Genomic DNA, 26,441 nt, shown 5'->3' with positions numbered 1-26,441 from the left:
GCTTGCGGCCAGACCCGCCACGGTCATGACCGGCGGCCACACTGTGACCGAACTCAAGGACCCGACAACAATGCGCAAATGGCTGGGCCGGCTGCTGCTGGCAATCGTGGTATTGGCCGTGGCGGCCCTGTTGGCCGTGTACCTGCTGATGCGTGGCAGCCTGCCGCAGCTGGACGGCAACAGCGCACTGACGGGCCTGGCGGCACCGGTCAGCGTGCAACGCGACCGGCGCGGCGTGGTCACCATCGATGCGGCCAGCCAGGTCGATGCCATGCGCGCACTCGGCTATGTGCATGCGCAGGAGCGCTACTTCGAGATGGACCTGATGCGCCGCGCACCGGCCGGCGAGTTGTCCGAGCTGTTCGGCGCCGCGGCGCTGGACCTGGACAAGCGCAATCGCGTGCACCGGCTGCGCGCCCGCGTGCAGGCCAGCCTGGATGTCGCCGCCGGTAGCCAGCGCGCGGCGCTGCAGGCCTATACCGAGGGCGTCAATGCCGGGCTGGCCGCCCTGCGCGTGCGCCCGTGGCCGTACCTGTTGCTGCGGCAGACGCCGCGGCCGTGGACGCTGGACGACTCCATCCTCACCGGCATGGCGATGTATGCCGACCTGCAGGACAACGACAACCAGACCGAACTGGCAGCCGCACGCATCCGGGCGGTGGTGCCGGCGGCGCTGGCGGCCTTGCTCGATCATCAAGGTTCCAGCTGGGATGCCCCGCTGCTCGGCGCCGCGCAAGGCGATGCCGTGCTGCCCGACGCCGCCGCACTGGACCTGCGCCGCCTGCCGCATCCGGCCGCCGCGCCCGGCGCCGAGCCGCCGACGCCGGGCAGCAACAACTTCGCCGTGGACGGCAGCCTCACCAGCGACGGCCGCGCCATCGTCGCCGATGACATGCACCTGGGCCTGCGCGCGCCCAACATCTGGTTCCGTGCACGCCTGCGTTACCCGGACACCGGCGCGCCCAACGGCAAGGTGGATGTCACCGGCTTCACCCTGCCCGGTTTGCCGGCGGTGGTCGTCGGCAGCAATGGGCATGTGGCCTGGGCCTTCACCAACAGCTATATCGACACCGCCGACTTTGCGCGGATTGCGCCGGCCACGCCGGGCCATCCGCAGGCGCTCACCACCCATGTCGAAACGATTCGCGTGGCCGGCGCCGCACCGGTGCGTTTTGCGGTCCGCGAGAGTGCGTGGGGACCGATCCTGCACGACAACCCCGATGGCAGCGTGCTGGCGCTTCGCTGGGCCGCGCAGCTGCCCGGCGCGATCCGCCTGGACTTTGCGCAGATGAGCACCGCGGCCGATCTGCAGGCCGCCTTTGCCGTGGCGGATCGTTCGGGCATTCCGGCACAGAATCTGTTGCTGGCCGATCGCAGCGGGCGCATCGCCTGGCGGTTGATCGGTGCGCGCCCGGTGCGCAATGCCGGGTGTGGCCCGAGCGGCATCGCCGAACTGGCGGGTTCGGCGCAGCACGCGGACGCGGCATTGCCGTCGGCTGCGGTCACCACAGCCTCGGCACCCGCGCCGACCGGCTGCCTGCCCTGGCCGGTGCGCAGCGACGCCGCCCCTGCGCTGATCGATCCCCCCTCGCACCGGCTCTGGACCGCCAACAGCCGCGTCGTCGATGTGCAGCAATTGGCCACGCTCGGCAATGCCGGCTACGACCTGGGCGCGCGAGCGCAGCAGATCCGCGACGACTTGTTCGCCAGGCAGCGTTTCAACGAACTGGATCTGCTCGCCATCCAGCTCGACGATCGCGCCGTGCTGCTCACGCGCTGGTGGCAGTTGTTGCGCAGCGTGGTCGAACACAGCCAGGACCCGGCCTTGCAGCAGATCGAAGCCGCCACGCGGCAGTGGGACGGGCACGCCTCCACCCGCTCTGCCAGCTATCGCATCGTGCGCGGCTTTCGCGGCATGACCATCGACGCAGTGGAAGCCGGCCTGCTGGCCCCGGCAAAAGCCGCGCTTGGCAAGGACTTTTTACCGCCGCGTCGCGCGCAACTGGAAGGCATCGTCTGGCCATTGCTGCAGCAACGCCCGGCGCATCTGCTGCCGCCGACCTATGCGAACTGGGACCAGTTGCTTGCCGAAGCGGCACGCAACGCGCAGGCGGAGCTCGCTACGCAGGACGGCGCCTCGCCGGATAGCCCCGTGAGTGAACGCAGCTGGGGCGAACGCAACACCGCTGCCATCTGTCACCCGATCGCGCGGGCATTGCCAGCGCTCGCCAAGCGCTGGCTGTGCATGCCGCCCGACCAGCTGCCCGGCGATCGCGACATGCCGCGCGTGCAAGGCCCGGCCTTCGGCGCCTCCGAACGCATGGTGGTGTCGCCCGGCCACGAGCAGGACGGCATCGTGCACATGCCGGGCGGCCAGAGCGGACATCCGTTGTCGCCGTTCTGGGGCGCGGGGCACGAGGATTGGGTGCACGGCCGGCCGACCCCCTTCCTGCCGACCGCTACCCGCTACACGCTGCGACTGCAGCCGAAGTAGGCACGAGGCTTCGCGCGGGCCCTCATCCGCCCTTCGGGCACCTTCTCCCAGAGGGAGAAGGACAGCGACGAGCACCTCTCCGGGAGGGGAGAAGGACGGCCACGAGCACCTCTCCGGGAGGGGAGAAGGACGACCGCGAGCACCTGGAGGGGGAGAAGGACAGCCGCGAGCGCCTCTCAGGGAAGGGAGAAGGACGGCCACGAGCACCTCTCCGGGGGGGAGAAGGTCAGCCGCGAGCACCTCTCCGGGAGGGAGTAGGACAGCCGCGAACCCTCTCTCGTCGGGAAAGGGATTGGCGTGAGGGTACGGGCACACACCGTGCGACCGGGGGCATTGCGCGTCCCGGTACTTGCAGATCTCAGACCGCAGCTCGCGCCTCGCATGCCGCATGCGGCGTCTCGCACCCTCGCACCTCGCACCCTCGCACCTCGCACCTCGCACCTCGCACCTCGCACCTCGCATGCGCACGCGCACGCGGCAGTCTGTGCCGCAACGCCCACCCGCCGACCTGCGCAATCAAGCGAGCACAACATGCTAAGATGCATTTGATAACCATTCCCATTAGTGACCAATGCGCCCCACGCTCCTTGTCACCGCGCTCGCCGCCGCCTTCGCTCTGCCTTCGCCCCGCGCCTTCGCTCAACAACACGGCAGCACCTCGGCAACCGTCACCGACCTGGATGGCGTCCAGGTCGTGGGCCGTGCGCAGACGCTGTACAAATCCGACGACGCCGCAGTGGCCACACGCACCGACACGCCGTTGGCGCTGGTTCCGCAGTCGGTCCAGGTACTGCCGCGCGAACTGATCGACGACCAGGCCGCACGCCAGATCACCGACCTGTATCGCAGCATCAGCGGCATCAGCTTCTTCAGCTATGCCGGCGTCACCCTGCGCGGATTCCGCCAGGAAAACGTGCTGTACGACGGATTGCGCGGCGATCCGTATGCCGGCTTCTCGGTGCCGCAGTTGTTCAATATCGAACGCGTGGAAGTGCTCAAGGGTCCGGCCGGTGCGCTGTACGGCGGCGGCGAACCCGGCGGCGTCATCAATTACGTCACCCGCAAGCCCGGCCATCAGGCCGCGCGTCGGGTGGAGCTGCAGGCGGGCAATCAATCCTTCGGAGCCGCCTCGTTCGAGGCCACCGGGCCGGCACGCGACGACGGACGCATTCGCTACCGCGTCGGCGCCTATGCCGATGGCGAGGACGGTTTTCGCCGCAACACCGATAGCCAGAGCCAGATCGGCGATGCGTCGGTGGCGTTCGATATCGGCCAGACCGGCGAGCTCACCTTGCAGTACACCGACATCACCCAGAACCTGGGCGGCAATCGCCTGCGTGGCGTGCCGGTGGATGACGACGGCAACTTCCTCACCGACCGGCGCTGGAACCACAACGAACCCACCGATTTCCTCGACATGCGCGCCAAGGTCGCATTCGCGCAGTACCGCTTTGCGCCGTCGGATGCGTGGGACGTGGACATGGCGCTGCGCTGGTTCAAGAACGACGAGCATCAGATCTATCACGAGCCGATGGGCCTGATCGACCGCGATGGCGACGGCACCGCCGAATGGATGACGCGGCAGTTGCGCAACCAGTTCCGCGACAACGATGCGATCTCCAGCAACGTCAACGCCGTGTTCCGCACCCGCATCGGCGCGATCGAGCACAAGCTGCTGATGGGCGCGGACTACTATCGGCTGGATGCGGATTTCCGCGCGCAGACCGCCAACACCGCCGACACCGGCCGCGTGCGCGGGCCGGTGCCGGGTATCGATCTGTTCAACCCGGTGTACGGGCGCAGCGGCTTTTACGACTACGGTCTGGACAGCCTGCCCTGGCGCGCCACCAGCACGCGCAGCCAGCGCTACGGCGCGTATCTGCAGGACGAACTCACGCTGACGCCGCGCTGGTTTGCGATGGCCGGACTGCGTTGGGACGGCTTCAAGGACGACAACCGGCTGGACGGCTCGCGCGTCACCGGCAACGATCTCAGCTGGCGTGTGGGCAGCACCTTCGTGCTGCGCGATGGCGTCAACGCGTACGCCAGTTATGCCAGCGGCTTCCTGCCGCAGGATGCGGCCAATCAGGACAGCAGCGTCGGTGGCCCGTTCGATCCCGAGCGCAGCACGCAGTGGGAAGTAGGCCTGAAGACCGCGCTCAACGACGGCGGGCTGACGCTCAACACCGCGCTGTATCGCATCGAACGCAGCAACATCGTGCAGGCCGACGGCAGCATCGTCGCTGGGGTCAATCAACTCGCCGCGCTCGGCCTGGTGCGCAGCGAAGGCCTGGAAGTGGATCTGCTGGCCGACCTCACCGAGCGTTGGGTGCTCAACCTGACCTATGCCTACAACGATGCGCGCGTGCTGGATGCGGGCACCAACGGCATCACCAACGCGTCCGGCGACCGCTTCGCCAATGCACCGCGCAACACCTTCGGCCTGTGGACGCGCTACGACCTGCCGGCCTGGAACTCGGCAATTGCCTTCGGTGCCGACTATGTGGGCGAGCGGGTCAGCCTGGAAGGCCAGCGCGTCAAGCCGTATGCCATCTTCGACATCAGCTGGCAGACGCAATGGGATGCCTGGAAGCTGCAGGTCAACGTCAAGAACCTGTTCGACAAGGTGTACGCCGTCAGCGGGTTCACTGAGCGCACCGGCCACTTTCCTGGCGAACCGCGCCGCATTTACGCGCAGCTGGCTTACGATTTCTGAGCAGGGCGAGCACGCGTCTGTGCAGGTCTCGAACGTTGCTCAAGTGTGACGTTCGTCGGCCACCGCATGCACGATTGCGGCCTCGACCACGACAGTGCAATGAACCTGCGCCGAATCAGGCCGGCCGGAATCAGCCAGACTTTAACGTCCGGTGGGACACACTAGAGGCCGTCGCGATCTGGAAGTGTTTCCACACGATCGCCCTCTTCCCCCCACTGACCGGAATCCGCATGCCTCAGCTTGCCCGCTCCGTTTCCGCCCTGTTGCCCCTGCTCGTTGCCACTGCCTGCTCGGCAGCGCCGCCCGCCAAGTCCGGCCCACCGGACGCGCCGGTCGCGGCCTGCACCGCCAAGCTGCGCCCCGGGCAGGATCTGCAAAAAGCCATCGACAAGCTTCCGCAAAGCGATACGCGTGCGGTGTTGTGCCTGGAAAAAGGCGAATTTCCGCTCAATGGCCTGGTCTCGATCCACCGCGGCAATCTCACCTTGCGTGGCACGGGTCCGACCACGGTGCTGCGCATGGCCGATGGCGTGCAGCAACCGGCGCTGGTGGTCGGCGACTACGAAAACCAGCAGCCTACCGGCGTGATCCGCAATGTCAGCATCGAGGACATGCAGATCGTCGCCAGCACCGGCGACAAGGAATTCATGCCCGAGCGCCCGTACCTGAGCAATAGCGCGGTGGTCGTGCGTTCCGGCCAGGGGATTCGCCTGGCCGGCCTGCAGGTCAACAAGTGCCGCAGCGCCTGCCTGCTGAGCGAGTACGACACGCGCGAGATCACCATCGAAAACAATGATGTCTCCGGCGCGATCTGGGACGGGGTGTCGTTCAACCGCACCGCCAAGGTCACGATGGTCAACAACTACATCCACGACAACGTGGCCGCAGGCCTGACCACCGAACATCTGGAAGACAGCGAGATCCGCAACAACCGCTTCGAGCGCAACGGCAGCCAGGGCATCTATCTGTCCGACGCGCGCCGCAACCGCTTCAGCAACAATCAGTTCGACGGCAACAAGGTCGCCGGCGTCTTCCTGGCCTGCGCCATCCGCTATCGCACGCCGGAAATCCTGTGCTGGGACAACAGCATGAGCCAGGACAACGTGTTCGAGAACAACCGCTTCTCCAACACGCCGTTCACCTACACCATCGGCGTGGACCGCGCCGCCAACTGCACTGCGGCCGACTTCAAGCCGAACCTGTGGCGCAACAACCAGGCCGATGTGGCCGGTGTGGATATCGAGCCGCAGCGCTACGGCTACTGCGTGCGCCACGAGTGAGCGCAGCAGCGGCCGGCAGCGCGTGCGCGCATGCCGGCCGCTGCAGTTGCAACTTGGGATGCAGCAGCGTTACGACGCCAACGCCTGTTCGTGCACGCCGGCAATCGCACGGCCGGAGGGATCGGCCATCGCGGCGAAGCTGGCATCCCAGGCGATCGCGGTCGGCGACGAACACGCGATCGACTTGCCGCCCGGCACCGTCTCCGCGGCCGCCTGGCTGGGGAAGAACTGTTCGAACAGCGTGCGATAGAAATACGCTTCCTTGGTCTGCGGCGGATTGACCGGAAAACGCCTGGAAGCGGCAGCCAGCTCGCGGTCGCTCACCTGCGCGGCGGCATGTGCCTTGAGTCCATCGATCCAGCCATAGCCCACGCCATCGCTGAACTGCTCCTTCTGCCGCCACAGGATGGATTCGGGCAGATACCCGGCAAACGCCTCGCGCAACACGCCTTTTTCCATCCGCGTGGCGCCGCTGCTGGTCTTGTCGATCATCTTGAAGCTGGCGTCCATGCGCATGGCCACGTCCAGGAACTCGCGATCCAGGAACGGCACGCGCGGCTCCACGCCCCAGGCCATCATCGACTTGTTGGCGCGCAGGCAATCGTAGTTGTTGAGCGCATCCAGCTTGCGTACCAGTTCCTCGTGGAATTCGCGCGCGTTCGGTGCCTTGTGGAAATACAGATAGCCACCGAAGATCTCGTCGCTGCCTTCGCCCGACAGCACCATCTTCACGCCCATCGCCTTGATGCGGCGCGCCAGCAGGAACATCGGCGTGGAGGCGCGAATGGTGGTGACGTCGTAGGTCTCGATATGGCGGATCACCTCGGGCAGCGCATCCAGGCCTTCTTCGAAGCTGTACTCGAAGCCGTGATGCACGGTGCCCAGTGCGGCGGCGGCGACTTTTGCAGCGGCCAGGTCCGGCGAGCCTTTCAAGCCGATCGCGAACGAATGCAGGCGCGGCCACCAGGCTTCGGTGGTGTCGTTCTCTTCGATGCGATGGCGCGCGTAGCGTGCGGCAACCGCGGCGACCAACGACGAATCCAGCCCACCGGACAGCAGCACGCCATACGGCACATCGGTCATCAACTGACGATGCACCGCGCGCTCGAAGGCCTCGCGCAATTCCTGCAACTGCACCTGCACGCCTTCCACCTCGGCGTATTCACGCCAGGCACGCTCGTAATAGCGACTCAATGCGCCGGTGGCGCTGTCGTACCAGTGACCCGGCGGGAACTGCGCCGCATCGGCGCAATCGTCCACCAGCGACTTCAGCTCCGAGGCCACCCGCAGCCGGCCCTCGCGATCGTGGCCCCAGTACAGCGGCACCACGCCGATCGGATCGCGCGCGATGATCACCCGCCCGGCGGCCTTGTCCCATAGCGCGAACGCGAAGATGCCGTTGAGGCGGTTGAGGTAGGACGCCGGCGCATCCTCGCGGTACAGCGCGTTGATCACCTCGCAATCGGAGCCGGTCTGGAAGGCGTACGGCTGCACCAGTTCCTGCCTGAGCTCGCGATGGTTGTAGATCTCGCCATTCACCGCCAGCGCAAGCGCGCCATCGTCGGACAACAAGGGCTGCGAGCCGCCGGCCGGGTCGACGATGGCCAGGCGCTCGTGCACCAGGATCGCGCCGGTGTCGACATACACCCCGCTCCAGTCGGGTCCGCGATGGCGCTGCCGCTGCGAACATTCCAGTGCCTGCCGGCGCAAGGCCTGCAGATCGTCACCGGGTTGCAGGCCGAAAATACCGAAGATGGAACACATGGAAACACTCCTGGATGAAACTGCGGGGGTTGGCGGCCGGTGGAAAGCGTGCTGCACGAGAATGACACCCATAAAAAAACCCGCATCGGCCGATGCGGGTTCTCTGATTCCTGGGCGTTTGGTGGACGTCGCCTAGTCGCAGACCCGCATCGGCCGCGCACGATTGTTCGCGCGCAGATTGTTGCGGTTGGCGTTATTGAGGTTGGCGCGCTGGAAGACCATGTGGCCGACGCTAACCGTTCGTTTTCGCGGGCGCAACTGTTTCAGCGGCAACAAGGGCGGCAGCCAGGCAGTTCAGTCGACCAGCAGCCGCTCGATCAGGCTGCGGTACAGCGCCGGCAAGGCCTGCAGATCGGCCACGCGTACATGCTCGTCGACCTGATGGATGCTGGCGTTGACCGGGCCGACTTCGATGCACTGCGCGCCCAACGGTGCGATGAAGCGTGCATCGGAGGTGCCGCCGCCGGTGCTTTCTTCCGGGGGCGCGCCGGCAAACTGGCCCAGCACCTCGCGTGCGACGCTGCGCAGGCGCCCTTCCGGGGTATAGAACGGCTCGCCGCTGCGATGCCAGCGCAGCGCATAGTCCAGCCCGTGGCGATCCAGCAATGCGACGATCTCCGCTTCCAGCCGCGGCGCATCCCACAGCGGGGTGTAGCGCAGATTGAAGGCCACCTGCAGCTCGCCCGGAATCACGTTATTGGCGCCGGTGCCGGCATGGATGTTGGAAATTTGCAGACTGGTCGGCGGAAAACTCTCGAAACCCTCGTCCCACTGCCGTGCCACCAGCTCGGCCAATGCCGGCGCGGCCAGATGGATCGGATTGCGCGCCTTGTGCGGATACGCCACATGCCCCTGCACGCCTTTCACCGTCAGCGTGCCGGACAGACTGCCGCGACGGCCCACGCGCAGCAGGTCGCCCAGCCGCTCGGTGGACGAGGGCTCGCCGGTGATGCACCAGTCGATCGCCTGCCCGCGCGTGCGCAACAGCTCGGCCACGCGCCGCACGCCATCGATGGCATCGCCTTCCTCATCGGAAGTCAGCAACACCGCCAGCGTGCCGGCATGCTGCGGATGGGCGGCGGCGACCTGTTCGGCAGCGATCGCGAAGGCGGCCACGCTGCCCTTCATGTCGGCCGTGCCGCGCCCGTACAGCACACCATCGCGGATCTGCGGATCGAACGGATCGCTGGTCCACGCCTCGCGCGGTCCCGGCGGCACCACATCGGTGTGCCCGAGCAGCACCAGCACCGGCGCACCGCTGCCATGCGTGGCCCACAGATTGTCGACCTCGCCCAGGCGCAGGTGCTCGCAGGTGAATCCGGCGGCCTCCAGGCGTTGCGCAATCAGCGCCTGGCAGCCGGCATCGTCCGGTGTCACCGAGGCGCGTGCGATCAGCTCACAGGTCAGTTGCAGTACGTCACTGGTCATGCTCGTCCTTCCGATAAAAAGATGCACCCGGGCCGCCGCAGCAGCAGGCAGCTGGCCTTCCACGCGCCCGCCACGCACACATATGCGCGAGCCGATGACGCGATGGCGCCATCAGGCGATGTTGAACCTGGCCTTGAAGCCGTTGTCGGAGAAGCCCTGACTGAACGCACCATCGTCGCTCACCACCACCGGGCGGCGGATCAATTGCGGGTATTCGCGCAGCAGCAGCTTCCATTCGGCGTCCGAACCCGGCGTCTTCTTGTTGTCGGGCAGCTGCCGCCAGGTGGTCGAGGACTTGTTGATCATCGCCTCGAATCCGCCGGCCTTGCCGGCCCAATCCAGCAGCGTCTCCGGCGCGGGTAGGTGCTCGCGGTAGTCGACGAAGGTGTAGGCCACGCCGAAGCGGTCCAGCCACTTGGTCGCCTTCTTGCAGGTGTCGCAGTTCTTCAATCCGTAGAGCGTGGTCATCTCGTCTCCTTCTCGACCCCGCGGCGCGCGTTTGCACGCGCCAACAGGGTGGTTACCAGTTGATCGTGTTCCTGCCCGTGTGCGGGCAGGAACACCACATCGGCGCGTGTACCGTGGAATCTCAGCGCCATCCGCCGTGGCGGAATCAGCCATGCGGCATCGACCGAGCGCAACTCGGCAAGATCCACGCGCTGCGATCGTCCATGCTGGACGATCACCAGTGCATCGCCCGCATCGCGGACCTGCGCCCAGCGGGTGGATACCCATGCCAGACGCAGCGTCATCAGCACCACCAGTGCAGGCGCCAGCCAACGCAGGACCTCCAGCTGCTGCGGCACGCCATCGCGCACCAGCGCGCCGGCCACGTAGAGCGCTACCCATCCCAACCACATGGCCGGGATGCCCCAACGGATCCAGCCACTGGCCGGACGCGACACCGTGGCGCCGAGCACCGGCTGCGCGCTACTCAATCGGCCAGACCGCGCAGCAGCTCGTTGACGCTGGTCTTGCTGCGCGTCTTGGCATCCACCTGCTTGACGATCACCGCGCAATACAGCGAGTGCGAGCCGTCCTTCGACGGCAGCTGGCCGGACACCACCACGCTGTAAGGCGGCACGTAACCGTAGGAAATCTCGCCGGTGGCGCGGTTGTAGATGCGCGTGCTCTGGCCAATGAACACGCCCATGCCGATCACGCTGTGGTGACCGATCACCACGCCTTCGACCACTTCCGAACGCGCACCGATGAAGCAATGATCTTCGATGATGGTCGGGCTGGCCTGCAGCGGTTCGAGCACGCCGCCGATGCCGGCGCCACCGGACAGGTGGCAATGCGCGCCGATCTGCGCGCACGACCCCACCGTGGCCCAGGTATCGACCATGGTGCCTTCGCCCACATAGGCGCCGATGTTGGTGAAGCTCGGCATCAGCACCACGTCCTTGCCGAAGTAGCTGCCGCGCCGCGCCACCGCGCCCGGCACCACGCGCACGCCGGCCTTGCGGAACTCGGCCTCGCCGAAGCCGGCAAAACGCGACTCCACCTTGTCCCAGAACGGCGCCGGCTGCGCGTCGATCACCGCCATCTCGTTGACGCGGAAATACAGCAGCACGGCTTTCTTCAACCATTCGTTGACGGTCCAGCCGCCCTTCCCGTCCGGCTCGGCAACGCGGAACTCGCCGCGCTCCAGGCCGTCGATGACGCGGGTGACGATGGCGCGGGTGGAGCCGTCGATCTCATCGACGGTCAGGCTGGCGCGGCGCTCGAACGCATTCTCGATGCCGAACCTGAGTTCGTCATTGCCCACCTGCGTTGCAGCACCCTGCACCGCCTTTTCGGCGATCGGCAGTTTCTTTGCAGCGGCAGCCTTCTTGGCAGCTGGTGCCGACACCACGCTGGTCGGCTGCTTGGCCACGCGCGGGGCCGCACTGGCGGCCGGCTTGGCCGCGCTTTTCTTGGCAACGCTTTTCTTGACGACACGTTTGCCGGCGCCAACGGCCTTGCCGGCCGCCGCGGTGACCTTGGTCTTGTCGACAGCCGGTGCCTGACGCGCCTTGCCGCTGTCGCGCGTGGCGCGCTTGGGCGCTGCGCTGGTGGTGGTCGCGCCCTGCTTGCGCGCGGTCTTCTTGCTGGTGGCCATGGGGGTCTCCGAACGGACTGACGGACTACTTAGGTGGGATCGAGGCAGGCGCACAGCGCATCGCGCAGCGCCTGCCGTGCGGATTCGGGCAACGGGCGGTCGTGCTCGTCGGTGATCTGGAACTGGTCTTCGGCACGCTCGCCGAAGGTGGCGATGCGCGCATCGTGCACACGCAGGTGTTGCAGGCGCAGCACATTGGCCACATCGGCCAGCAAGCCGGGGCGATCAGGCGCCACCAGGCTGATGCGGGTACGGCGGCCACCGGCGCTTTCGCTGAATTCCACGCGCGGCGCAAAGCGGAAGTGGCGCAGCTGGCGCGGCACCGCCCGCCGCGAGGGCCGCACCTTGTGCAGGTCGCCGGCCAGCACCTGGCGCAAGGCCGCAGCCAGACGCTGCGGGTCGCCATCGGCGGAGCTGTCCTGCGGCAGCACCTCGAACACGTCGAGGATCGCATCGTGCGGCGCATCCAGCACGCGGGCGCGATGGATGCCATAGCCCTTGCGATCCAGCGTGGCGACGATCGCCGAGAACAGGCCATCGCGATCGGGCGAATACACGAACACTTCCAGCGCGTCGTTGTCCGGCACCGCGCGACGCGCCTTGACCAGGGTCTGCCCGATCTGCACTTCGATCAGCGAGACCGCCTGCCAGGCCAGTTGCTCGGGACGGAAGCGCAGGAAGTTTTCATCCGGCATGCCGGCAAACTGGCGGTCGATGGTGGCATCGTCGTGGCCTTGCGCCTGCATCAACGCGCGTGCGGACTCGCGCGCTTCGCGCAGGCGCTCTTCGCGCGGCGGCGGATGTTCCAGGCCCTCGCGCAGCGCGCGCCGCGCGGCGAAGTACAGGTCGGCCAGCAGGCGGTCCTTCCACGCGTTCCACAGCTTGGGGCTGGTGCCGGCGATGTCGGCGCAGGTCAGCAGGTACAGGTAGTCCAGGCGCTCGCGCGTGCCGACCAGGGTGGCGAAACGGTGGATCACCTCCGGGTCGGAGATGTCCTGCTTCTGCGCGGTCACCGACATGCGCAGGTGCTGCTCCACCAGCCAGGCCACCAGCGCGGTATCGCCGTCGCTGAGCCGGTGCGCCTGGCAGAACGCGCGCGCATCCACCGCGCCCAGCTCGGAATGGTCGCCGCCACGGCCCTTGGCGATATCGTGGAACAGCCCGGCCAGCAGCAGCAATTCCGGCTTGCGCAGGCGCGGCCAGACTTCGTGGGTGATCGAAAAACGCTCGTCGGCGCGACCGGCGGCGAATAACGCGATGTTCCGCAGCACCATCAAGGTGTGCTGGTCCACCGTGTAGACATGGAACAGGTCGAACTGCATGCGCCCGGACACGCTGGCGAATGCCGGGATCCACTGGCCCAGCACGCCCAGGCGCGCCATGCGGTTGAGCGACTCCACCGCCCGCGGGCCGCGCAGCAACGCCATGAAGCGGTCGCGCGCAGTCGCACCGGCCACGTCGTAGGCCGGCAACTCGCGCAGCACCTCGGCCAGCGCGCGCGCCGTCAGCGAATGCAGCCCACGCACCTCGCGGTGCGCCGCCCACTGCGCAAACAGCGCAAAGACCTGCAGCACATCGCCGGCCGGCCAGTCCACCGCATCCGCGGCCAGATAGCCGCGACGCAGACTGAAGCCCTCGCCGAGCGGCTCCGGCACCGCTTCGCCATCGAATTGTTCTTCGAAGCGCTGCAGCAAGCGGTCACTGATGCGGCGGATCAACGCAGCGCTGCGGTAGAAGCGCTGCATCATCTTTTCCACGCCCAGGCTCTCCGGGTCGTCGGCAAAGCCCAGCCGCTGGGCAAGCGTCTTCTGGTAATCGAACCCCAGCCGCTCTTCCGGCCGTTTGGCGACCAGATGCAGGCCGAAGCGCAAGCGCGCCAGCTCCTCGCGTTCGCGCCGCAGCGCTGCGGCTTCGTCGAAGCCGACATGGCCGAGCCCGACCAGCGCTTCCAGATCCTTGACCCCGAACGCGCGCAGCGCCATCCAGCCCAGTGTCTGCAGGTCGCGCAGACCACCGGGGCCGTCCTTGATATCCGGTTCGAGATTGTCGGCGGTATCGCCGAAGCGCTGGTGCCGCGCCAGCAGCTCTTCGCGCTTGGCCTGGAAGAATTCGCGCGCCGGCCAGACCTGTTGCGGCGAAATCGCGGCCGCCAGGGCCGCACGCGCCTGGCTGCCGGCCACCAGCGGGCGCGACTCGATCAAGGCGGTCAGCACTGTCTGGTCGGCGGCCGCGGCGGTGCATTGCGCCGGCGAGCGCACCGCGTGGCTGATCGGCAGGCCCACATCCCACAGCAAGGCAAACAACCGCGCCAGGGCCTGCTCGTGCTGTTGCTGCACGCCGGTCTCGCCCAGCACCAGCACATCCACGTCCGACCGCGGGAACAGTTCGCCGCGCCCGTAGCCACCGACCGCATGCAACGACAGTTCGGCATCGGCCGGGATGCAGCGCGTCCACGCATTGCGCATCAATTGATCGACCGCGCGTGCGCGCAAGGCCACCAGGCGCTCGATCGGCTCGCCCTGGTCGAAGCGCTTGCACAGCCGCATGTCGGCGTGCACCAGCAGCGGGCGCGCCTGCGCGGCCCACTCGGCATCGCCGGCGGCACCCGGGTCGGGTCGGTCCGCCGGCGTGGCCGTCATACCGGCGCGGGAGCGTTCGGCGACAGCGTCAGCACATCCACGCCGTCTTCGGTCACCGCGACCATGTGTTCCCACTGGGCGGACAACTTGCGGTCCTTGGTCACCACGGTCCAGCCGTCCGGCAGGGTCTTATGGTGGTAGGTGCCTTCGTTGATCATCGGTTCGATGGTGAAGGTCATGCCGGGCTTGAGCACCAGACCTTCGCCGGGGCGGCCGTAATGCATCACCTGCGGCTCGTCGTGGTAGACCTTGCCGATGCCGTGGCCGCAGTAGTCGCGCACCACGCTGAAGCGCTCGGCCTCGGCAAACTTCTGGATCGCGTGACCGACATCGCCCAGCGTCGCGCCCGGCTTGACCGCGCGGATGCCGCGCCACATCGCTTCGTAGGTGGTTTCCACCAGCCGCTTGGCCATCACCGATGGCGTGCCGACGTAGTACATGCGGCTGGTGTCGCCGTGCCAGCCATCCTTGATGACGGTGACATCGATATTGACGATGTCGCCGTCCTTCAGGACCTTGGCCGCGCTCGGGATGCCGTGACAGATCACGTTGTTGACCGAGGTGCACACGCTCTTGGGAAAGCCGCGATAGCCGACATTGGCAGGAATGGTGCCCTGCACGTTGACGATGTGGTCATGGCAGATGCGGTCCAGCTCGGCCGTGGTCACGCCCGCCTGCACGTACGGAGCCACGACATCGAGCACCTCGGCGGCCAGACGGCCGGCGACGCGCATCAGTTCGATTTCTTCTTTGGTTTTCAGATTGACGCTCATGGCCACGATTATCGCCGATTCGGGCTGAATCTGAACGGCCTGCGCGCGCGTTTTTGCGTTGCGGAGGCAGAACCGCAGAAACGGACGGGGCAGCAGGAAACTGGCGGCGCCACGTATTCATGTGTGACGCACTACCGCGCGCGTCAAAAAGCCTGTCAGCGGAGTCATCCGAAAGACATCGCACTTTCGGGAAAAACCCTGAGGTTAAACAGTGAGATAGCCAAATCATTCAGGGTAATCTTTGGCATGGCTGATGCATTTGGTCAGGGGCGACGAGTCGTCGCGTCACCAATGACCAGACCGGTCAAGGAAATGTCCATGCGTACTGTCCGCCCTGTCCTGCTGTCCCTTGGCCTGCTCTCGACCATTGGCGCTGCCACTGCAGCAGATACCACCACATTCAACGTCAAGATCGCCGTCACCAAGGCCTGCACCATCACCGCCGCGTCCGCGACGGACGTCGACTTCGGCTCGGTGTTGTCCACCTCCACCGCCAATGCCGACGCCAACGGCAGCGTGACCGCACAGTGCACCGCGCTGACCCCCTACAACATTGCGTTGAGCGCGGGCAGCAATGCCGGCACCGCCAACGACGTCACCACCCGCCGCATGAAGAACACCGATGCGCTGGTCACCACCAACAACTTCATCGCCTACCAGCTGTACCAGGATCTGGGCCGCAGCACGGTCTGGGGCAGCACCACCGGCACCAATACGCTGAGCCGCACCGCCACCGGCATCAACCAGGTCTATCCGGTCTACGGCCGCGTGACCAACCCGTCGGCCAACAATCCCGCCACCGGTACCTACCAAGACACCATCACCGCCACGATCGTCTATTGAGCGCGCGCATGCCATTGCACCACCCCCTGTCCTACCGGATGCCGGGCCGGCTGGTCACGGCCGGGCTGGCACTGATGCTGGCGCTTGGCAGCGGCTGGCCGCTGCAACCGGCCCATGCGGCCAGCCTGCAGCTGGCACCGACCTCGCTGACGCTGAACGCGCAGCAGTCCGCCGACGGGCTGTGGCTGAGCAACAGCGGCAGCGCGCCGGTGCAGGTACAGACCCGGGCCTATCGCTGGACCCAGCGCGACGGCAAGGATCAGCTGGACCCGACCCAGGAACTGCTGATCAGCCCGCCGATGCGCACGCTGGCCGCCGGCGAGCGCCAGCTGATCCGGGTCATTCGCGCCGGGCCCGCGCCCACCAGCGAGGAAGCCTGCTACCGCATCATCGTCGACGAATTGCCCAATGCCGATGCCGATCGCAAGGGCATGCAGTTCGTGCTGCGCTACTCGGTGCCGATCTTCCTGCTGCCGCCGGGCAAGACCGAATCCGCGCCGACCTTGAACACGCAGGTGATCGCCGGCAGCGACGGCACTGCGCAGATCCAGATCAGCAACACCGGCAATGGGCACGCCCAGGTCGCCGACCTGCAGCATCGAGTCGACGGCACGACCAAGACCGCATTGAACGGGCTGGTGGGCTATGTCCTGCCCGGCCAGACCATGCGCTGGTCACTGGGTGCACCGCTGGCCCAGTTCGGCCGCGGCACCATCATCGCAAGGATCAATGGTGAGGCGGACGAACGCACCTTGTTGGCAGCGCCGACAGCGCCGTGATGCGGGCCGGCTGGCGATGACGCTGCTTGCGACCGCCACCTGCCTGGCGCATGCCGGCTCCGGCGACCTGGCCGACATGGCGCCACTGCCCGATCAGGCCCCGCAGAGCGTGGCGGCCCTGCCGCAGACGCTGTACCTGGATGTCACCCTCAATCAGGCCGACCGCGGCCTGGCACCGTTCGAACTGGTGGACGGTCACCTGCGCGGCTCGGTCGACACGCTGCGCAAGCTGGGCTTCATCCTGGCCGACCGCGCCGCCAACGAACTGGTCGACCTGGATCGCCTGCCCGACGTGGAAGTGCGCTACGACGCCGCGCTGCAACGGCTGGCGCTGCAGGTACCGCTGGCGCAGCTGGCGCTCTCCACCACGGTGCTGAAGGCCGAACAGGTCGCACCGCCCAGCGCCACCGCCTCGCCGGGCATGCTGCTCAACTACGACTTCTATGCCACGCGCAATGCCGGGGCCAGCAGCGTGTCGCTGGCGACCGAAGTGCGCGGCTTCGGCATCGGCCGCGGCATGGTCGATACCACCGCGGTGTTCCTGGCCTACGACCGCCCGCAGGACCAGCGCTGGCGCAGCGAAGCGGTGCGCCTGGACAGCGCCTGGCAGATGGACTTCCCCGACAGCGCCACCAGCCTGACGGTCGGCGATTTCTACAGCGGCTTTGTCGACTGGAGCCGCTCGATCCGCCTGGGCGGGGTGCAGATCGGGCGCAATTACGCCTTGCAGCCGTACCGCGTGCTGACCCCCACGCCAAGCTTCCTGGGCGAGGCGGTGGTGCCCTCGACCGTGGAGCTCTACGTCGATGGCCTGCGCCAGTACAGCGGCCAGGTGCCGGCCGGCCCGTTCCAGCTGGCCGCGCAACCAGGCATCAGCGGGACCGGGCAGGCGCAGATCGTGGTGACCGATGCGTTCGGCCAGGTGCGCCGGCTGGACTTCGCGTTCTATGGCACGCCGCAGCTGCTGGCCCGCGGCATTTCCGAGTGGTCGGCCGGCATCGGCCATCTGCGCCAGGACTACGGCGTGCGCTCGTTTTCCTACGCCTCGCGTACGGTTGCCAGCGCCACGCTGCGCAAAGGCCTGCGCGAAGACTTCACCATCGAGGCGCACGCCGAGGCCGGCGGCGGCGTGGTCAATGCCGGTGCGGGCGGTGTGTGGCTGCTCGGCGTCGGCGGCGTGGCCAACGCCGCCTATGCGCACAGCCGGATGGATGCGCTGCGCGGTGGCCAGTACGTGCTGGGCTATGCCTGGAACAACCGTCGCTTCAACGTCACCGCCGGTACCCAGCGCACCCACGGCGACTATCGCGACCTGGGCGCGCTGCAGGGCGCGTTGCCGGCGCGCATCAGCGACCGCGTGGCATTCGGCATCAACGTCAATCCGATCGGCTCGCTGGGCACCAGCTATGTGCGCCTGAGCTACCCGCAAGGCGACACCTCGCGTTACGCGAGCCTGTTCTGGTCGCGCAACTTCGGGCGCAACTGGGCGGCCAACCTGTCCGGCAACCAGAACCTGGATGTGCGCAGCGACCGCAGCCTGTACCTGTCGCTGTCGACCACGTTCGGCGAGTTGCGCCAGGCCAGCGCATCAATGCAGCGCAACGGCAACCGCACCGGCTTTGTGGCCGACCTCAGCCAGCCGCTGCCCGGCGACGGCGACCTGGGCGGGATCGGCTGGCGCCTGCAGGGGCGGGCCGGCGACGATGCCAGCGGCGGCCTGGCCGAACTGGGGTGGTTGAACCGCATCGGCCGCTACAACCTGGGCGTCGCCAACCAGGATGGCAACAACTTCGGCTATGCCAGTGCCAGCGGCAGCCTGGTGTGGATGAACGGCCGCGGCTTTGCCGCGCGCGACATCCAGGATGCCTTCGCGGTGGTGTCCACCGACGGCCAGCCCGGCATTCCGGTGCGGCTGGAGAATCGCCTGATCGGCGTCACCGACGCCCGCGGGATGCTGCTGGTCACCCCGCTGCAGTCGTGGCAGCGCAACCAGTTGTCCATCGACACCCTGAACCTGCCGGCGGACCTGCGCGTGGACCGCGTCGATACCGCAGTGACACCGCGCCAGCAGTCCGGGGTGGCGGTGCGCTTCGGCATCACCCGGGTACGCGCGGCCATGATCGTGCTGCACGACGCCCAGGGTGTGCCGTTGCCGGTCGGCAGCGTGGTGCAGCGCGAAGGCAATGCCGAACGCGTGGTGGTCGGCTACGACGGCGAAACCTATCTGGACAACCTGCAAATCGACAACCGCATCCTGGTCGAGCTGCCCGCTGGCCGCTGCAGCGCTCGGTTCACCTACCCGGCCAACCCCGGCGGCATTCCGCGGGTCGGCCCGCTGCCCTGCGTGCTCGAGCAGGAGACCCCATGAGCCTGCCCGCACCCTGGCGCCTGCTGCTCGCGCTGGCGATCGCCGTGTTGTGGCTTGCCCCCGGCCAGGACGCGCGCGCGGACACCACCTGCAGCGTCACCCTCGGCACCCCGCTGGCATTCGGCAATGTGGCGGCCAACGGCACCACCGATGCGGTGGCGACGCTCAATGTCACCTGCGCGACCGCCGCGCTCAGCGTGCTGGGCTATGCCCAGGTGAGTCTTTGCCTGGACCTTGGGCCGGGCAGCGCCAGCAACGGCCTGTATGCGCCGCGCCGCATGCTCAACCCCACCGGCGACAGCCTGGACTTCCAGATCTACAGCGAGGCCACGCGCACCCAGGTCTGGGGCTCCACCGGATCGACGACGCCTTCGCCGCGCCTGCTGACGCTGTCCTACGGCGTTCCGGTGATCACCGGCGGCTCGCAGACGACCACCCTCACCCTGTACGGGCGGATTCCGGCCAGCCAGACCCTGTCGGTCGGCAACCACACCAGCAGTTTCGGCGGCGCCGACACCGTGCTGCGCTACTCCTACAACGAGAGCATCATCGGCGTCCCGGCGGCGCCGAGCAGTTGCACGGCCGGCGGCAGCGGCGCCAAGACCGCCAGCAATGCGTTCCCCTTCACTGCCTCGGCCAACGTGCCGGCACGCTGCAATACCTACGTCACCACCGACCTGGATTTCGGCAGCATCGCCGGCACCATCGATACCGCCATCGATCGCACTTCCACGATCAGCCTGTCGTGCACCAACCGCACCGCCTGGAATATCGGGCTGGGCGATGGCATCAATGCCACCGGCAGCGTCCGGCGCATGCGCCATGCCAGCAGTGCCAACTACATCGCCTACGAGCTGTATCGGGACGCCGGCCGCGGCAACCGCTGGGGCACCAGCATCGGCGTCGATACGCTCAGCGGCACCGGCAACGGCGTCGCGCAGACGGTGACCGTCTATGGGCGTGCGCCGGCACCGCAGCAGCCCATTGCAGGGGCCTACAACGACACGGTGACAGTCTCCATCACTTACTGACAGTTAATAAAGTTCGCATCGGGGGCGTCGCTATCTGTTACGTCTCCAATGCAAACGATTGCCTTCATGACGCTGGTCACTCTCCTGAAGCGCCTGACGCTGGTCGCCCTCGTCTGCACCGCGACCTCGACCGCGGCCAACGCGGCCGCTGCGCGCGGCCCGGAAAACTTCACCCTGCACATCGGATTGCGCCTGCTCAGCGGCTGCGAGCTGCGTACTGCGCCCCCGCGCGCCAGTTGTTCCAGAGGCACGCCGATGGCGATCGCCCCGCCAGCCAGCACCGCCGAGGATCCCGCCGTCACCAGCACCGGGCAGGATGCCAGTGCACTCGCCGGGCCTGCGCCTGCCGGCAGTGCGCGCATGACCACGATCGCGTTCTGAGCATGGCCACGCCTCGCTCCCGCTGCTGCCTGCTGGCGCTTGCACTGGCCGGCCTGGCCATCGTCGGCACCGCCGCTGGCGCCGAGATCGCCATCGCCCCGACCACTGCACGCATTCCCGCCGACAGCGACCAGGCGGCCGTCTGGCTTTACAACCAGGCCGCGCTGCCATGGCGCGCCGAAGCCAAACTCTACCGCTGGCGCCAGGACGGCGACCGCGAGCTGCTCGAACCGGCCACCGCGGCCACCGTCAGCCCGGCGCAGTTCGAAATTCCGTCGCAAGGCCGGCAGCTGCTGCGGGTGATCCGGCTGGGCCCCAGCCCGGCACAGGCCGAGGACAGCTACCGGTTGGTGGTGACCCAGCATGCCGCCGGCAGCGATACCGAGCTGCTGCGGTATTCCACGCCGGTATTCGCCCTGCCCAGCCAGCCCGGCGAACAGCACCCGGTGCTGCAGGCCAGCGTGTCCGGCCACGGCAGCGGCCGCGCCCTGCAGGTCCACAATGCCGGGCCGAGCCATGCCCGGCTGGCCGACCTGGCCTACATCGATGCCGGCGGTACCCGCCGCAGCATCCGCGACGACCTGGCCGGTTACGTGCTGCCCGGCCAGACCCGCCAATGGCCGCTACCGACCAACCTGCCCGCAGGCAACGGCCGCTTCGTGGCTCGCATCAACAGCGATACCGAGACTACGCTGGCACTGGAGCCGTGAATCGTGAGTCGGGAATGGGGAATCGGTACGGCGCATCGCCATAGCTGATCGTTTCGCGTGCGGATGCTCAAGCAGCTAGGCTCCCGATTCCCGATTCCCGATTCCCGATTCCCGATTCCCGATTCCCGATTCCCGATTCCCGATTCCCGATTCCCGATTCCCGATTCCCGATTCCCGATTCCCGTCGATTGCACCACCCCGCCCCGCCGGCTATACTCCGCCGGCTGTTTTGCGTATTGCACGCAGTGCGTCGTTCACGTCGGACGTCACCGACGAATTCACACCTGCCGCCGCCATCCGTGCCGGGGTGCCCCCACCAGGGGGTTCGACACGGAGGCGACAGGGAAGCCCAACCCCGGAATCATGTGCGTTTTGATGCGAGTCCCTCGCAACAGCCCGCACATCCATGTGCGGACTCCTCAAAGTCAAGGCCGCGCACGGTGATTCCGCTATCAGGAGTTACTTCAATGCCCCAAGTCACCATGCGTCAGATGCTGGAAGCCGGCGTTCATTTCGGTCACCAGACCCGCTACTGGAACCCCAAGATGGCGCCGTACATCTTCGGCGCGCGCGGCAAGATCCACATCATCAACCTCGAGAAGACCGTTCCGCTCTTCAATGACGCGATGAACTTCCTCTCCTCGATCGCGCAGAAGCGCGGCACCGTGCTGTTCCTGGGCACCAAGCGCAGCGCGCGCGAGTCCATCAAGGAAGAAGCCGAGCGTTGCGGCATGCCGTTCATGACCCAGCGCTGGCTGGGCGGCACCCTGACCAACTTCCGTACCGTCAAGCAGTCGGTTGCCCGCCTGAAGGAACTGGAGTCGGCCGAGACCGACGGCACCTTCGACAAGCTGGTCAAGCACGAAGTGCTGGGCCTGCGTCGCGAGCGCGAGAAGCTGGACGCCTCGCTGGGCGGCATCAAGGAAATGAACCGCCTGCCCGACGCGATCTTCGTGATCGACATCGGCCATGAAGACATCGCCATCAAGGAAGCCAAGAAGCTCGGCATTCCGGTGATCGCGGTGGTCGATACCAACTACGATCCGGCCCTGGTCGACTACGCCATCCCGGGTAACGACGACGCCATCCGTGCCGTGCAGCTGTATGCACGCGCCGCTGCCGACGCCGTGCTGGAAGGCAAGGCCGCTGCGCCGAATTCCGCGTCGGTGCGCGAGGAAGAGTTCTCCGCCGAGTCCGCCGACGAAGGCAAGGGCCGTCGCGCTCCGGCCAAGAAGGGCGACAAGAAGGCTGACGCGCCGGCCGACGCGGCCGCTCCGGCTGCCGAGTAATCGGCCTGCAATGCGGCCGCACCATGCTGTGCGGCCGCAGCCCCGACGGGTCCACCGCGGCCCGTCGCCGAGGCCACTGAACATCTCTACGGGGGCGGCCGGCATGGCTGCGTCGTCTCCTACTGGCGGAACATTCCGCCGCACGCATTCGTCCATATGAGGTAATTCCATGGAAATCACTGCTTCCCTGGTCAAGGAACTGCGCGAGCGCACCGGCGCCGGCATGATGGAGTGCAAGAAGGCACTCGTCGAAAACGCAGGCGACATCGACGCCGCTGCCGAATGGCTGCGCAAGTCCGGCCTGGCCAAGGCCGACAAGAAGGCTGACCGCGTTGCCGCCGAAGGCCGCATCGCCACCGCACAGGCCGGCGGCAAGGCCGTGCTGGTCGAAGTCAACTCCGAGACCGACTTCGTCGCCAAGGACGAGAACTTCCTGGCCTTCACCGAGACCGTGGCCACCGCCGCGCTGAACGCAGACGCAGCCGATGCTGAAGCGCTCAAGAGCGTCAAGCTCGACAGCGGCGAGACCATCGAAGAGCGTCGCGCCGCGGTCATCGCCAAGGTCGGCGAGAACCTGCAAGTGCGTCGCCTGGTGCGTATCGACAGCGCCAACAACGTCGCAGCCTACGTGCACGGCGGACGCATCGGCGTGCTGGTCGAGCTGAAGGGTGGCGACATCGAGCTGGCTCGTGGCATCGCCATGCACATCGCCGCAATGAACCCGCCGCACGTCAAGGCCTCCGACGTCCCGGCCGAGTTCATCGCCAAGGAAAAGGAAATCGAACTGGCCAAGATGTCCGAGAAGGACAAGGCCAAGCCGGCCGAGATCCTGGAAAAGATCATCAGCGGCAAGATCAGCAAGATCGTCAACGAAGTGACGCTGTACGGCCAGCCGTACGTGCTGAACACCGACCAGACCGTCGAGCAGGCGGTCAAGGCCGCCGGTGCCGACGTGGTCGGCTTCCAGCGCCTGGCCGTTGGCGAAGGCATCGAGAAGGTGGTGGAAGACTACGCCGCCGAAGTGATGAAGCAGGCCGGACTGGCCTGATCCTCGCCGCACCGTAGAAAAAGCCGCGGCTTGCCGCGGCTTTTTTTTTGCCCGGCGCTGGCGCGCGCGCCAGCAACGCGCGAAACTGAAGCGAACGCATCCGCCAGGCCCGCAACCGGCCTCAACATCTACAGATGTCGTGGCGGTGGCCGCTACAGCTGGATGCCGACCAGGCTTTCCGCGTCCATCACGCACGCGCTGCGGCGCGGCGGCGGCCAAGCATGGCGTGCCCCATTAACGAACGCAGCGGTATGCTTGCGTTCACCGTCGGCGATGACCCATGCAACCAGATCTACAGGCCGCCCTGCACTATTGCCGCAACCTGCCGTCGCCTCCGGGTGTGGCGCTGCGCGTCATCGAGCTGGCGCAGGACCCCGACGTGGACATGACCACCACGGCCAACGTCATCGGCATGGACATGGCATTGAGCGCGCGCATGCTGCGGGTTGCCAATTCGCCGCTGTACGCCAGCCGCCGCCGTATCGACAACCTCGGCCAGGCGCTGACCATGCTCGGCCTCAACGCGACCCTGAGCCTGGCACTGGGGTTTTCGATGGTGCACGGCGTGCGCAGCACCTTCGCCGCGCATCCGCTGCATGAGCGCATCTGGCGCCGTGCCGGGCTGTGCGCGCTGGCCAGCCGCATCCTCGGGCAGGCCTACGGCATCCGCAAACCCGAAGAACTCATGCTGGCCGGCCTGCTGCAGGACATCGGCAAGCTGGCCCTGCTGCAGGGCGCGCCCGAGCTGTATGCGCCGCTGCTGGAGCAGGCGCCCGACAACGCCACGCTGCTCGAGGCCGAACGCGAGCAGCTGGGCGCCACCCATGCCGAAGTCGGCGCCTGGCTCGCGCATCAATGGCAGTTGCCGCCGTACCTGCAGAACGCCATCGCGCAAAGCGAGCAAGAGCCCGCCGGCCTGGAGCCGTTCATGGCCTGTGTCGCGCTGTCCGGGCGACTGGCCGACATCTGGCTGTCGGCCAGTGCCGTGGCGGCCACCGAACGCGCGCAACAACAGGCGCAGGAGGTGCTGGACCTGGACGCCGAACGCTTCGAGAAGGTGATCGAACGCATCGCCGAATCGCTGCCCGAACTGGAAGCCCTGTTCGACATTCGCGTGCCGCAGCCCGAGCACATCCAGATGATCTTCGAGCAGGCGCGCGAACTGGCGATGCTGCGCAGCCTGCGCGAATTGCAGGACGTGGCCGAAGCGCGCCGGCATGCCGACGAATCGGAAAACCGCATGCGCCATCTGGCCGAACAGGCCAGCCGCGATGCGTTGACCGGCGTGTTCAATCGCCATCAGCTCGGCACTGCGCTCGCGCACGAGTTCGAGCTGGCATCGCGCCAGAACTGGCCGCTGTCGATCGCCTTCATCGACCTGGACGACTTCAAGCGCGTCAACGATGCGCATGGTCACCTGGTTGGCGACGAGGTACTGCGCAACTTCGCGCAGACGCTGCAGCGCATGGTGCGCACCAGCGACCTGGTCGCCCGCTATGGCGGCGAGGAATTCCTGGTGATCCTGCCCAACACCGCGGCCGAAGCGGCATTGATGGTGGTCGAGCGCATCCTGGCCGAAACCGCACGCACGCCGATGGCGCAACTGCAGGGCGGCCCGCTGCACATCACCTTCTCGGCGGGGCTGGCCACCCACGGCGGCGACGACCGCCAGTTCGAGAGCATCGAGCATCTGCTGCAGGCCGCCGACAGCACGCTGTACCGCTCCAAACATCGCGGCCGCAACCGCGTCACCGCCTACGATGCGACCGACGTGCCGACACCGCAGCCGCCGCGCGCGCACTGAGCAACGTGTCACGTCATCGCCAACTACCGAATTTTTACCACGCCCGGTGACAGGCTTCCGCTAGACTTGCCGGCGTTTGCCGATCCCCCACACCGAGGTTTCCCCCATGTCCGAACTTGCCTATCGCCGCATTCTTCTCAAACTTTCCGGGGAGGCGCTGATGGGAGACGGGGATTACGGCATCGATCCCAAGGTCATCAACCGCCTCGCCCATGAAGTGATCGAAGCCCAGCAGGCCGGCGCGCAGGTCGCCCTTGTGATCGGCGGCGGCAACATCTTCCGCGGCGCCGGCCTGGCCGCCAGCGGCATGGACCGCGTCACCGGCGACCACATGGGCATGCTGGCCACCGTGATCAACGCGCTGGCGATGCAGGATGCGCTGGAGAAGCTCGGCGCCAAGGTGCGCGTGATGAGCGCGATCAAGATCAACGATGTCTGCGAGGACTTCATCCGCCGTCGCGCGATCCGCCACCTGGAAAAGGGCCGCATCGCGATCTTCGCCGCCGGCACCGGCAATCCGTTCTTCACCACCGACTCGGGCGCGGCGCTGCGCGCGATCGAGATCGGTGCCGACCTGCTACTCAAGGCAACCAAGGTCGACGGCGTCTACGACAAGGACCCGAAGAAGCACACCGATGCGGTGCGTTACGACAGCCTGACCTACGACCAGGTCATCCTGCAGGGCCTGGAAGTGATGGACACCGCCGCCTTCGCACTGGCGCGCGACAGCGACCTGCCGCTGCGCATCTTCGGCATGAGCGAGCCCGGCGTGCTGCTGCGCATCCTGCACGGCGAGCAGATCGGCACGCTGGTGCAGGGCCGCAGCTGAGGCTGGGAATCGGGAGTCGGGATTGGGGAATCGCAAAGGCGCGGCGCCCGGGCTGCGCTGATAGCTCACGATGGCGGCGCCGGGCGTGAAGTGCCGGCAAGTGAACCGGCTGCGCGGGTCCTGACGACCCGCGAGTCGTGAAACCTCAGTCCCGGCTATAA

General features: G+C 67.1%; 20 protein-coding genes. 13 read left to right on the top strand and 7 right to left on the bottom strand.

Annotated elements, in window-relative coordinates; genetic code table 11:
• The first annotated feature begins 70 nt into the window (after positions 1-70).
• The 3 genes from CPBF1521_RS07465 (at position 71) to hpaM (ending at position 6,490) form a co-directional block, all read left to right on the top strand.
• Positions 71-2,494 (top strand): penicillin acylase family protein, encoded by a 2,424-nt coding sequence (locus tag CPBF1521_RS07465; RefSeq protein ID WP_181901150.1) that lies wholly within the window; start codon positions 71-73, stop codon positions 2,492-2,494.
• Positions 2,495-3,065: 571 nt separating this feature from the next.
• Positions 3,066-5,210 carry a TonB-dependent siderophore receptor gene (locus CPBF1521_RS07460; protein ID WP_115676608.1) on the top strand — a complete coding sequence of 715 codons (2,145 nt, stop codon included), beginning with the start codon at positions 3,066-3,068 and terminating at the stop codon, positions 5,208-5,210.
• 230 nt (positions 5,211-5,440) lie between these two features.
• Positions 5,441-6,490, top strand: coding sequence for a type III secretion-associated outer membrane-bound protein HpaM (hpaM, locus tag CPBF1521_RS07455; RefSeq protein ID WP_104583382.1), 1,050 nt, complete (start codon positions 5,441-5,443; stop codon positions 6,488-6,490).
• A 69-nt stretch (positions 6,491-6,559) separates the two neighbouring features.
• Here hpaM and asnB read toward each other — a convergent pair whose 3' ends face one another.
• The 7 genes from asnB to map form a co-directional block, all read right to left on the bottom strand.
• Positions 6,560-8,254: an asparagine synthase B gene (gene asnB / locus CPBF1521_RS07450; RefSeq protein ID WP_115676607.1), complete on the bottom strand. Its 1,695-nt coding sequence runs from the start codon at positions 8,252-8,254 to the stop codon at positions 6,560-6,562.
• Positions 8,255-8,548: 294 nt separating this feature from the next.
• Positions 8,549-9,682: a succinyl-diaminopimelate desuccinylase gene (gene dapE / locus CPBF1521_RS07445; RefSeq protein ID WP_115676606.1), complete on the bottom strand. Its 1,134-nt coding sequence runs from the start codon at positions 9,680-9,682 to the stop codon at positions 8,549-8,551.
• Between the two features lie 111 nt (positions 9,683-9,793).
• Positions 9,794-10,150, bottom strand: coding sequence for an arsenate reductase (locus CPBF1521_RS07440; protein ID WP_115676605.1), 357 nt, complete (start codon positions 10,148-10,150; stop codon positions 9,794-9,796).
• Positions 10,147-10,620: a hypothetical protein gene (locus CPBF1521_RS07435; RefSeq protein WP_115676604.1), complete on the bottom strand. Its 474-nt coding sequence runs from the start codon at positions 10,618-10,620 to the stop codon at positions 10,147-10,149. The genes CPBF1521_RS07440 and CPBF1521_RS07435 overlap by 4 nt, the downstream gene beginning before the upstream one ends.
• Positions 10,617-11,786: a 2,3,4,5-tetrahydropyridine-2,6-dicarboxylate N-succinyltransferase gene (gene dapD, locus CPBF1521_RS07430; protein WP_181901149.1), complete on the bottom strand. Its 1,170-nt coding sequence runs from the start codon at positions 11,784-11,786 to the stop codon at positions 10,617-10,619. Before dapD ends, CPBF1521_RS07435 begins: the two co-directional genes overlap by 4 nt.
• 29 nt (positions 11,787-11,815) lie before the next feature.
• Positions 11,816-14,425: a [protein-PII] uridylyltransferase gene (locus CPBF1521_RS07425; RefSeq protein ID WP_115676603.1), complete on the bottom strand. Its 2,610-nt coding sequence runs from the start codon at positions 14,423-14,425 to the stop codon at positions 11,816-11,818.
• The gene (map, locus tag CPBF1521_RS07420) at positions 14,422-15,198 is read right to left on the bottom strand and encodes a type I methionyl aminopeptidase (protein WP_039520326.1); all 777 of its coding nucleotides are present in this window, start codon (positions 15,196-15,198) and stop codon (positions 14,422-14,424) included. The genes CPBF1521_RS07425 and map overlap by 4 nt, the downstream gene beginning before the upstream one ends.
• Positions 15,199-15,516: 318 nt before the next feature.
• On the opposite strand from map, the gene CPBF1521_RS07415 reads away from it, so the two are divergent.
• The 10 genes from CPBF1521_RS07415 (at position 15,517) to pyrH (ending at position 26,280) form a co-directional block, all read left to right on the top strand.
• Entirely contained in the window at positions 15,517-16,041 is a 525-nt protein-coding gene (locus CPBF1521_RS07415; protein ID WP_164739076.1) for a Csu type fimbrial protein, read from the top strand.
• Positions 16,042-16,049: 8 nt separating this feature from the next.
• Positions 16,050-16,820 (top strand): fimbrial biogenesis chaperone, encoded by a 771-nt coding sequence (locus CPBF1521_RS07410; protein WP_115676602.1) that lies wholly within the window; start codon positions 16,050-16,052, stop codon positions 16,818-16,820.
• Positions 16,821-16,836: 16 nt separating this feature from the next.
• Positions 16,837-19,188, top strand: a complete 2,352-nt coding sequence (locus tag CPBF1521_RS07405) for a fimbria/pilus outer membrane usher protein (protein WP_115676601.1) — start codon at positions 16,837-16,839, stop codon at positions 19,186-19,188.
• On the top strand, positions 19,185-20,219 hold the full coding sequence (locus tag CPBF1521_RS07400) for a Csu type fimbrial protein (RefSeq protein WP_180496926.1): 1,035 nt from the start codon (positions 19,185-19,187) through the stop codon (positions 20,217-20,219). Before CPBF1521_RS07405 ends, CPBF1521_RS07400 begins: the two co-directional genes overlap by 4 nt.
• Positions 20,220-20,267: 48 nt before the next feature.
• On the top strand, positions 20,268-20,600 hold the full coding sequence (locus tag CPBF1521_RS07395; protein WP_104583391.1) for a hypothetical protein: 333 nt from the start codon (positions 20,268-20,270) through the stop codon (positions 20,598-20,600).
• A gap of 2 nt (positions 20,601-20,602) precedes the next feature.
• Positions 20,603-21,310, top strand: a complete 708-nt coding sequence (locus CPBF1521_RS07390; RefSeq protein ID WP_104648343.1) for a fimbrial biogenesis chaperone — start codon at positions 20,603-20,605, stop codon at positions 21,308-21,310.
• 467 nt (positions 21,311-21,777) lie between these two features.
• The gene (gene rpsB, locus CPBF1521_RS07385) at positions 21,778-22,599 is read left to right on the top strand and encodes a 30S ribosomal protein S2 (RefSeq protein ID WP_026064294.1); all 822 of its coding nucleotides are present in this window, start codon (positions 21,778-21,780) and stop codon (positions 22,597-22,599) included.
• Between the two features lie 169 nt (positions 22,600-22,768).
• Positions 22,769-23,647, top strand: coding sequence for a translation elongation factor Ts (tsf, locus tag CPBF1521_RS07380; protein ID WP_104583393.1), 879 nt, complete (start codon positions 22,769-22,771; stop codon positions 23,645-23,647).
• Between the two features lie 280 nt (positions 23,648-23,927).
• Positions 23,928-25,451, top strand: a complete 1,524-nt coding sequence (locus CPBF1521_RS07375; RefSeq protein ID WP_115676600.1) for a sensor domain-containing diguanylate cyclase — start codon at positions 23,928-23,930, stop codon at positions 25,449-25,451.
• Positions 25,452-25,557: 106 nt separating this feature from the next.
• Positions 25,558-26,280: a UMP kinase gene (gene pyrH, locus CPBF1521_RS07370; RefSeq protein WP_104648342.1), complete on the top strand. Its 723-nt coding sequence runs from the start codon at positions 25,558-25,560 to the stop codon at positions 26,278-26,280.
• Positions 26,281-26,441: the final 161 nt, after the last annotated feature.

The sequence above is a fragment of the Xanthomonas euroxanthea genome, from assembly GCF_900476395.1.
In the GTDB taxonomy this organism is placed as follows: Bacteria; Pseudomonadota; Gammaproteobacteria; order Xanthomonadales; family Xanthomonadaceae; genus Xanthomonas; species Xanthomonas euroxanthea.
The sequence above is the reverse complement of the archived record's forward strand: the minus strand, read 5'-3'. Positions and strand labels throughout refer to the sequence as shown.

Bases quoted from the DNA above. Each gene is read 5' to 3' on its own strand.
- CPBF1521_RS07465 (WP_181901150.1), top strand. From the start codon at position 71: ATGCGCAAATGGCTGGGCCGGCTGCTGCTGGCAATCGTGGTATTGGCC.
- CPBF1521_RS07460 (WP_115676608.1), top strand. From the start codon at position 3,066: ATGCGCCCCACGCTCCTTGTCACCGCGCTCGCCGCCGCCTTCGCTCTG.
- hpaM (WP_104583382.1), top strand. From the start codon at position 5,441: ATGCCTCAGCTTGCCCGCTCCGTTTCCGCCCTGTTGCCCCTGCTCGTT.
- asnB (WP_115676607.1), bottom strand. From the start codon at position 8,254: ATGTGTTCCATCTTCGGTATTTTCGGCCTGCAACCCGGTGACGATCTG.
- dapE (WP_115676606.1), bottom strand. From the start codon at position 9,682: ATGACCAGTGACGTACTGCAACTGACCTGTGAGCTGATCGCACGCGCC.
- CPBF1521_RS07440 (WP_115676605.1), bottom strand. From the start codon at position 10,150: ATGACCACGCTCTACGGATTGAAGAACTGCGACACCTGCAAGAAGGCG.
- dapD (WP_181901149.1), bottom strand. From the start codon at position 11,786: ATGGCCACCAGCAAGAAGACCGCGCGCAAGCAGGGCGCGACCACCACC.
- CPBF1521_RS07425 (WP_115676603.1), bottom strand. From the start codon at position 14,425: ATGACGGCCACGCCGGCGGACCGACCCGACCCGGGTGCCGCCGGCGAT.
- map (WP_039520326.1), bottom strand. From the start codon at position 15,198: ATGAGCGTCAATCTGAAAACCAAAGAAGAAATCGAACTGATGCGCGTC.
- CPBF1521_RS07415 (WP_164739076.1), top strand. From the start codon at position 15,517: ATGCGTACTGTCCGCCCTGTCCTGCTGTCCCTTGGCCTGCTCTCGACC.
- CPBF1521_RS07410 (WP_115676602.1), top strand. From the start codon at position 16,050: ATGCCATTGCACCACCCCCTGTCCTACCGGATGCCGGGCCGGCTGGTC.
- CPBF1521_RS07405 (WP_115676601.1), top strand. From the start codon at position 16,837: ATGACGCTGCTTGCGACCGCCACCTGCCTGGCGCATGCCGGCTCCGGC.
- CPBF1521_RS07400 (WP_180496926.1), top strand. From the start codon at position 19,185: ATGAGCCTGCCCGCACCCTGGCGCCTGCTGCTCGCGCTGGCGATCGCC.
- CPBF1521_RS07395 (WP_104583391.1), top strand. From the start codon at position 20,268: ATGCAAACGATTGCCTTCATGACGCTGGTCACTCTCCTGAAGCGCCTG.
- CPBF1521_RS07390 (WP_104648343.1), top strand. From the start codon at position 20,603: ATGGCCACGCCTCGCTCCCGCTGCTGCCTGCTGGCGCTTGCACTGGCC.
- rpsB (WP_026064294.1), top strand. From the start codon at position 21,778: ATGCCCCAAGTCACCATGCGTCAGATGCTGGAAGCCGGCGTTCATTTC.
- tsf (WP_104583393.1), top strand. From the start codon at position 22,769: ATGGAAATCACTGCTTCCCTGGTCAAGGAACTGCGCGAGCGCACCGGC.
- CPBF1521_RS07375 (WP_115676600.1), top strand. From the start codon at position 23,928: ATGCAACCAGATCTACAGGCCGCCCTGCACTATTGCCGCAACCTGCCG.
- pyrH (WP_104648342.1), top strand. From the start codon at position 25,558: ATGTCCGAACTTGCCTATCGCCGCATTCTTCTCAAACTTTCCGGGGAG.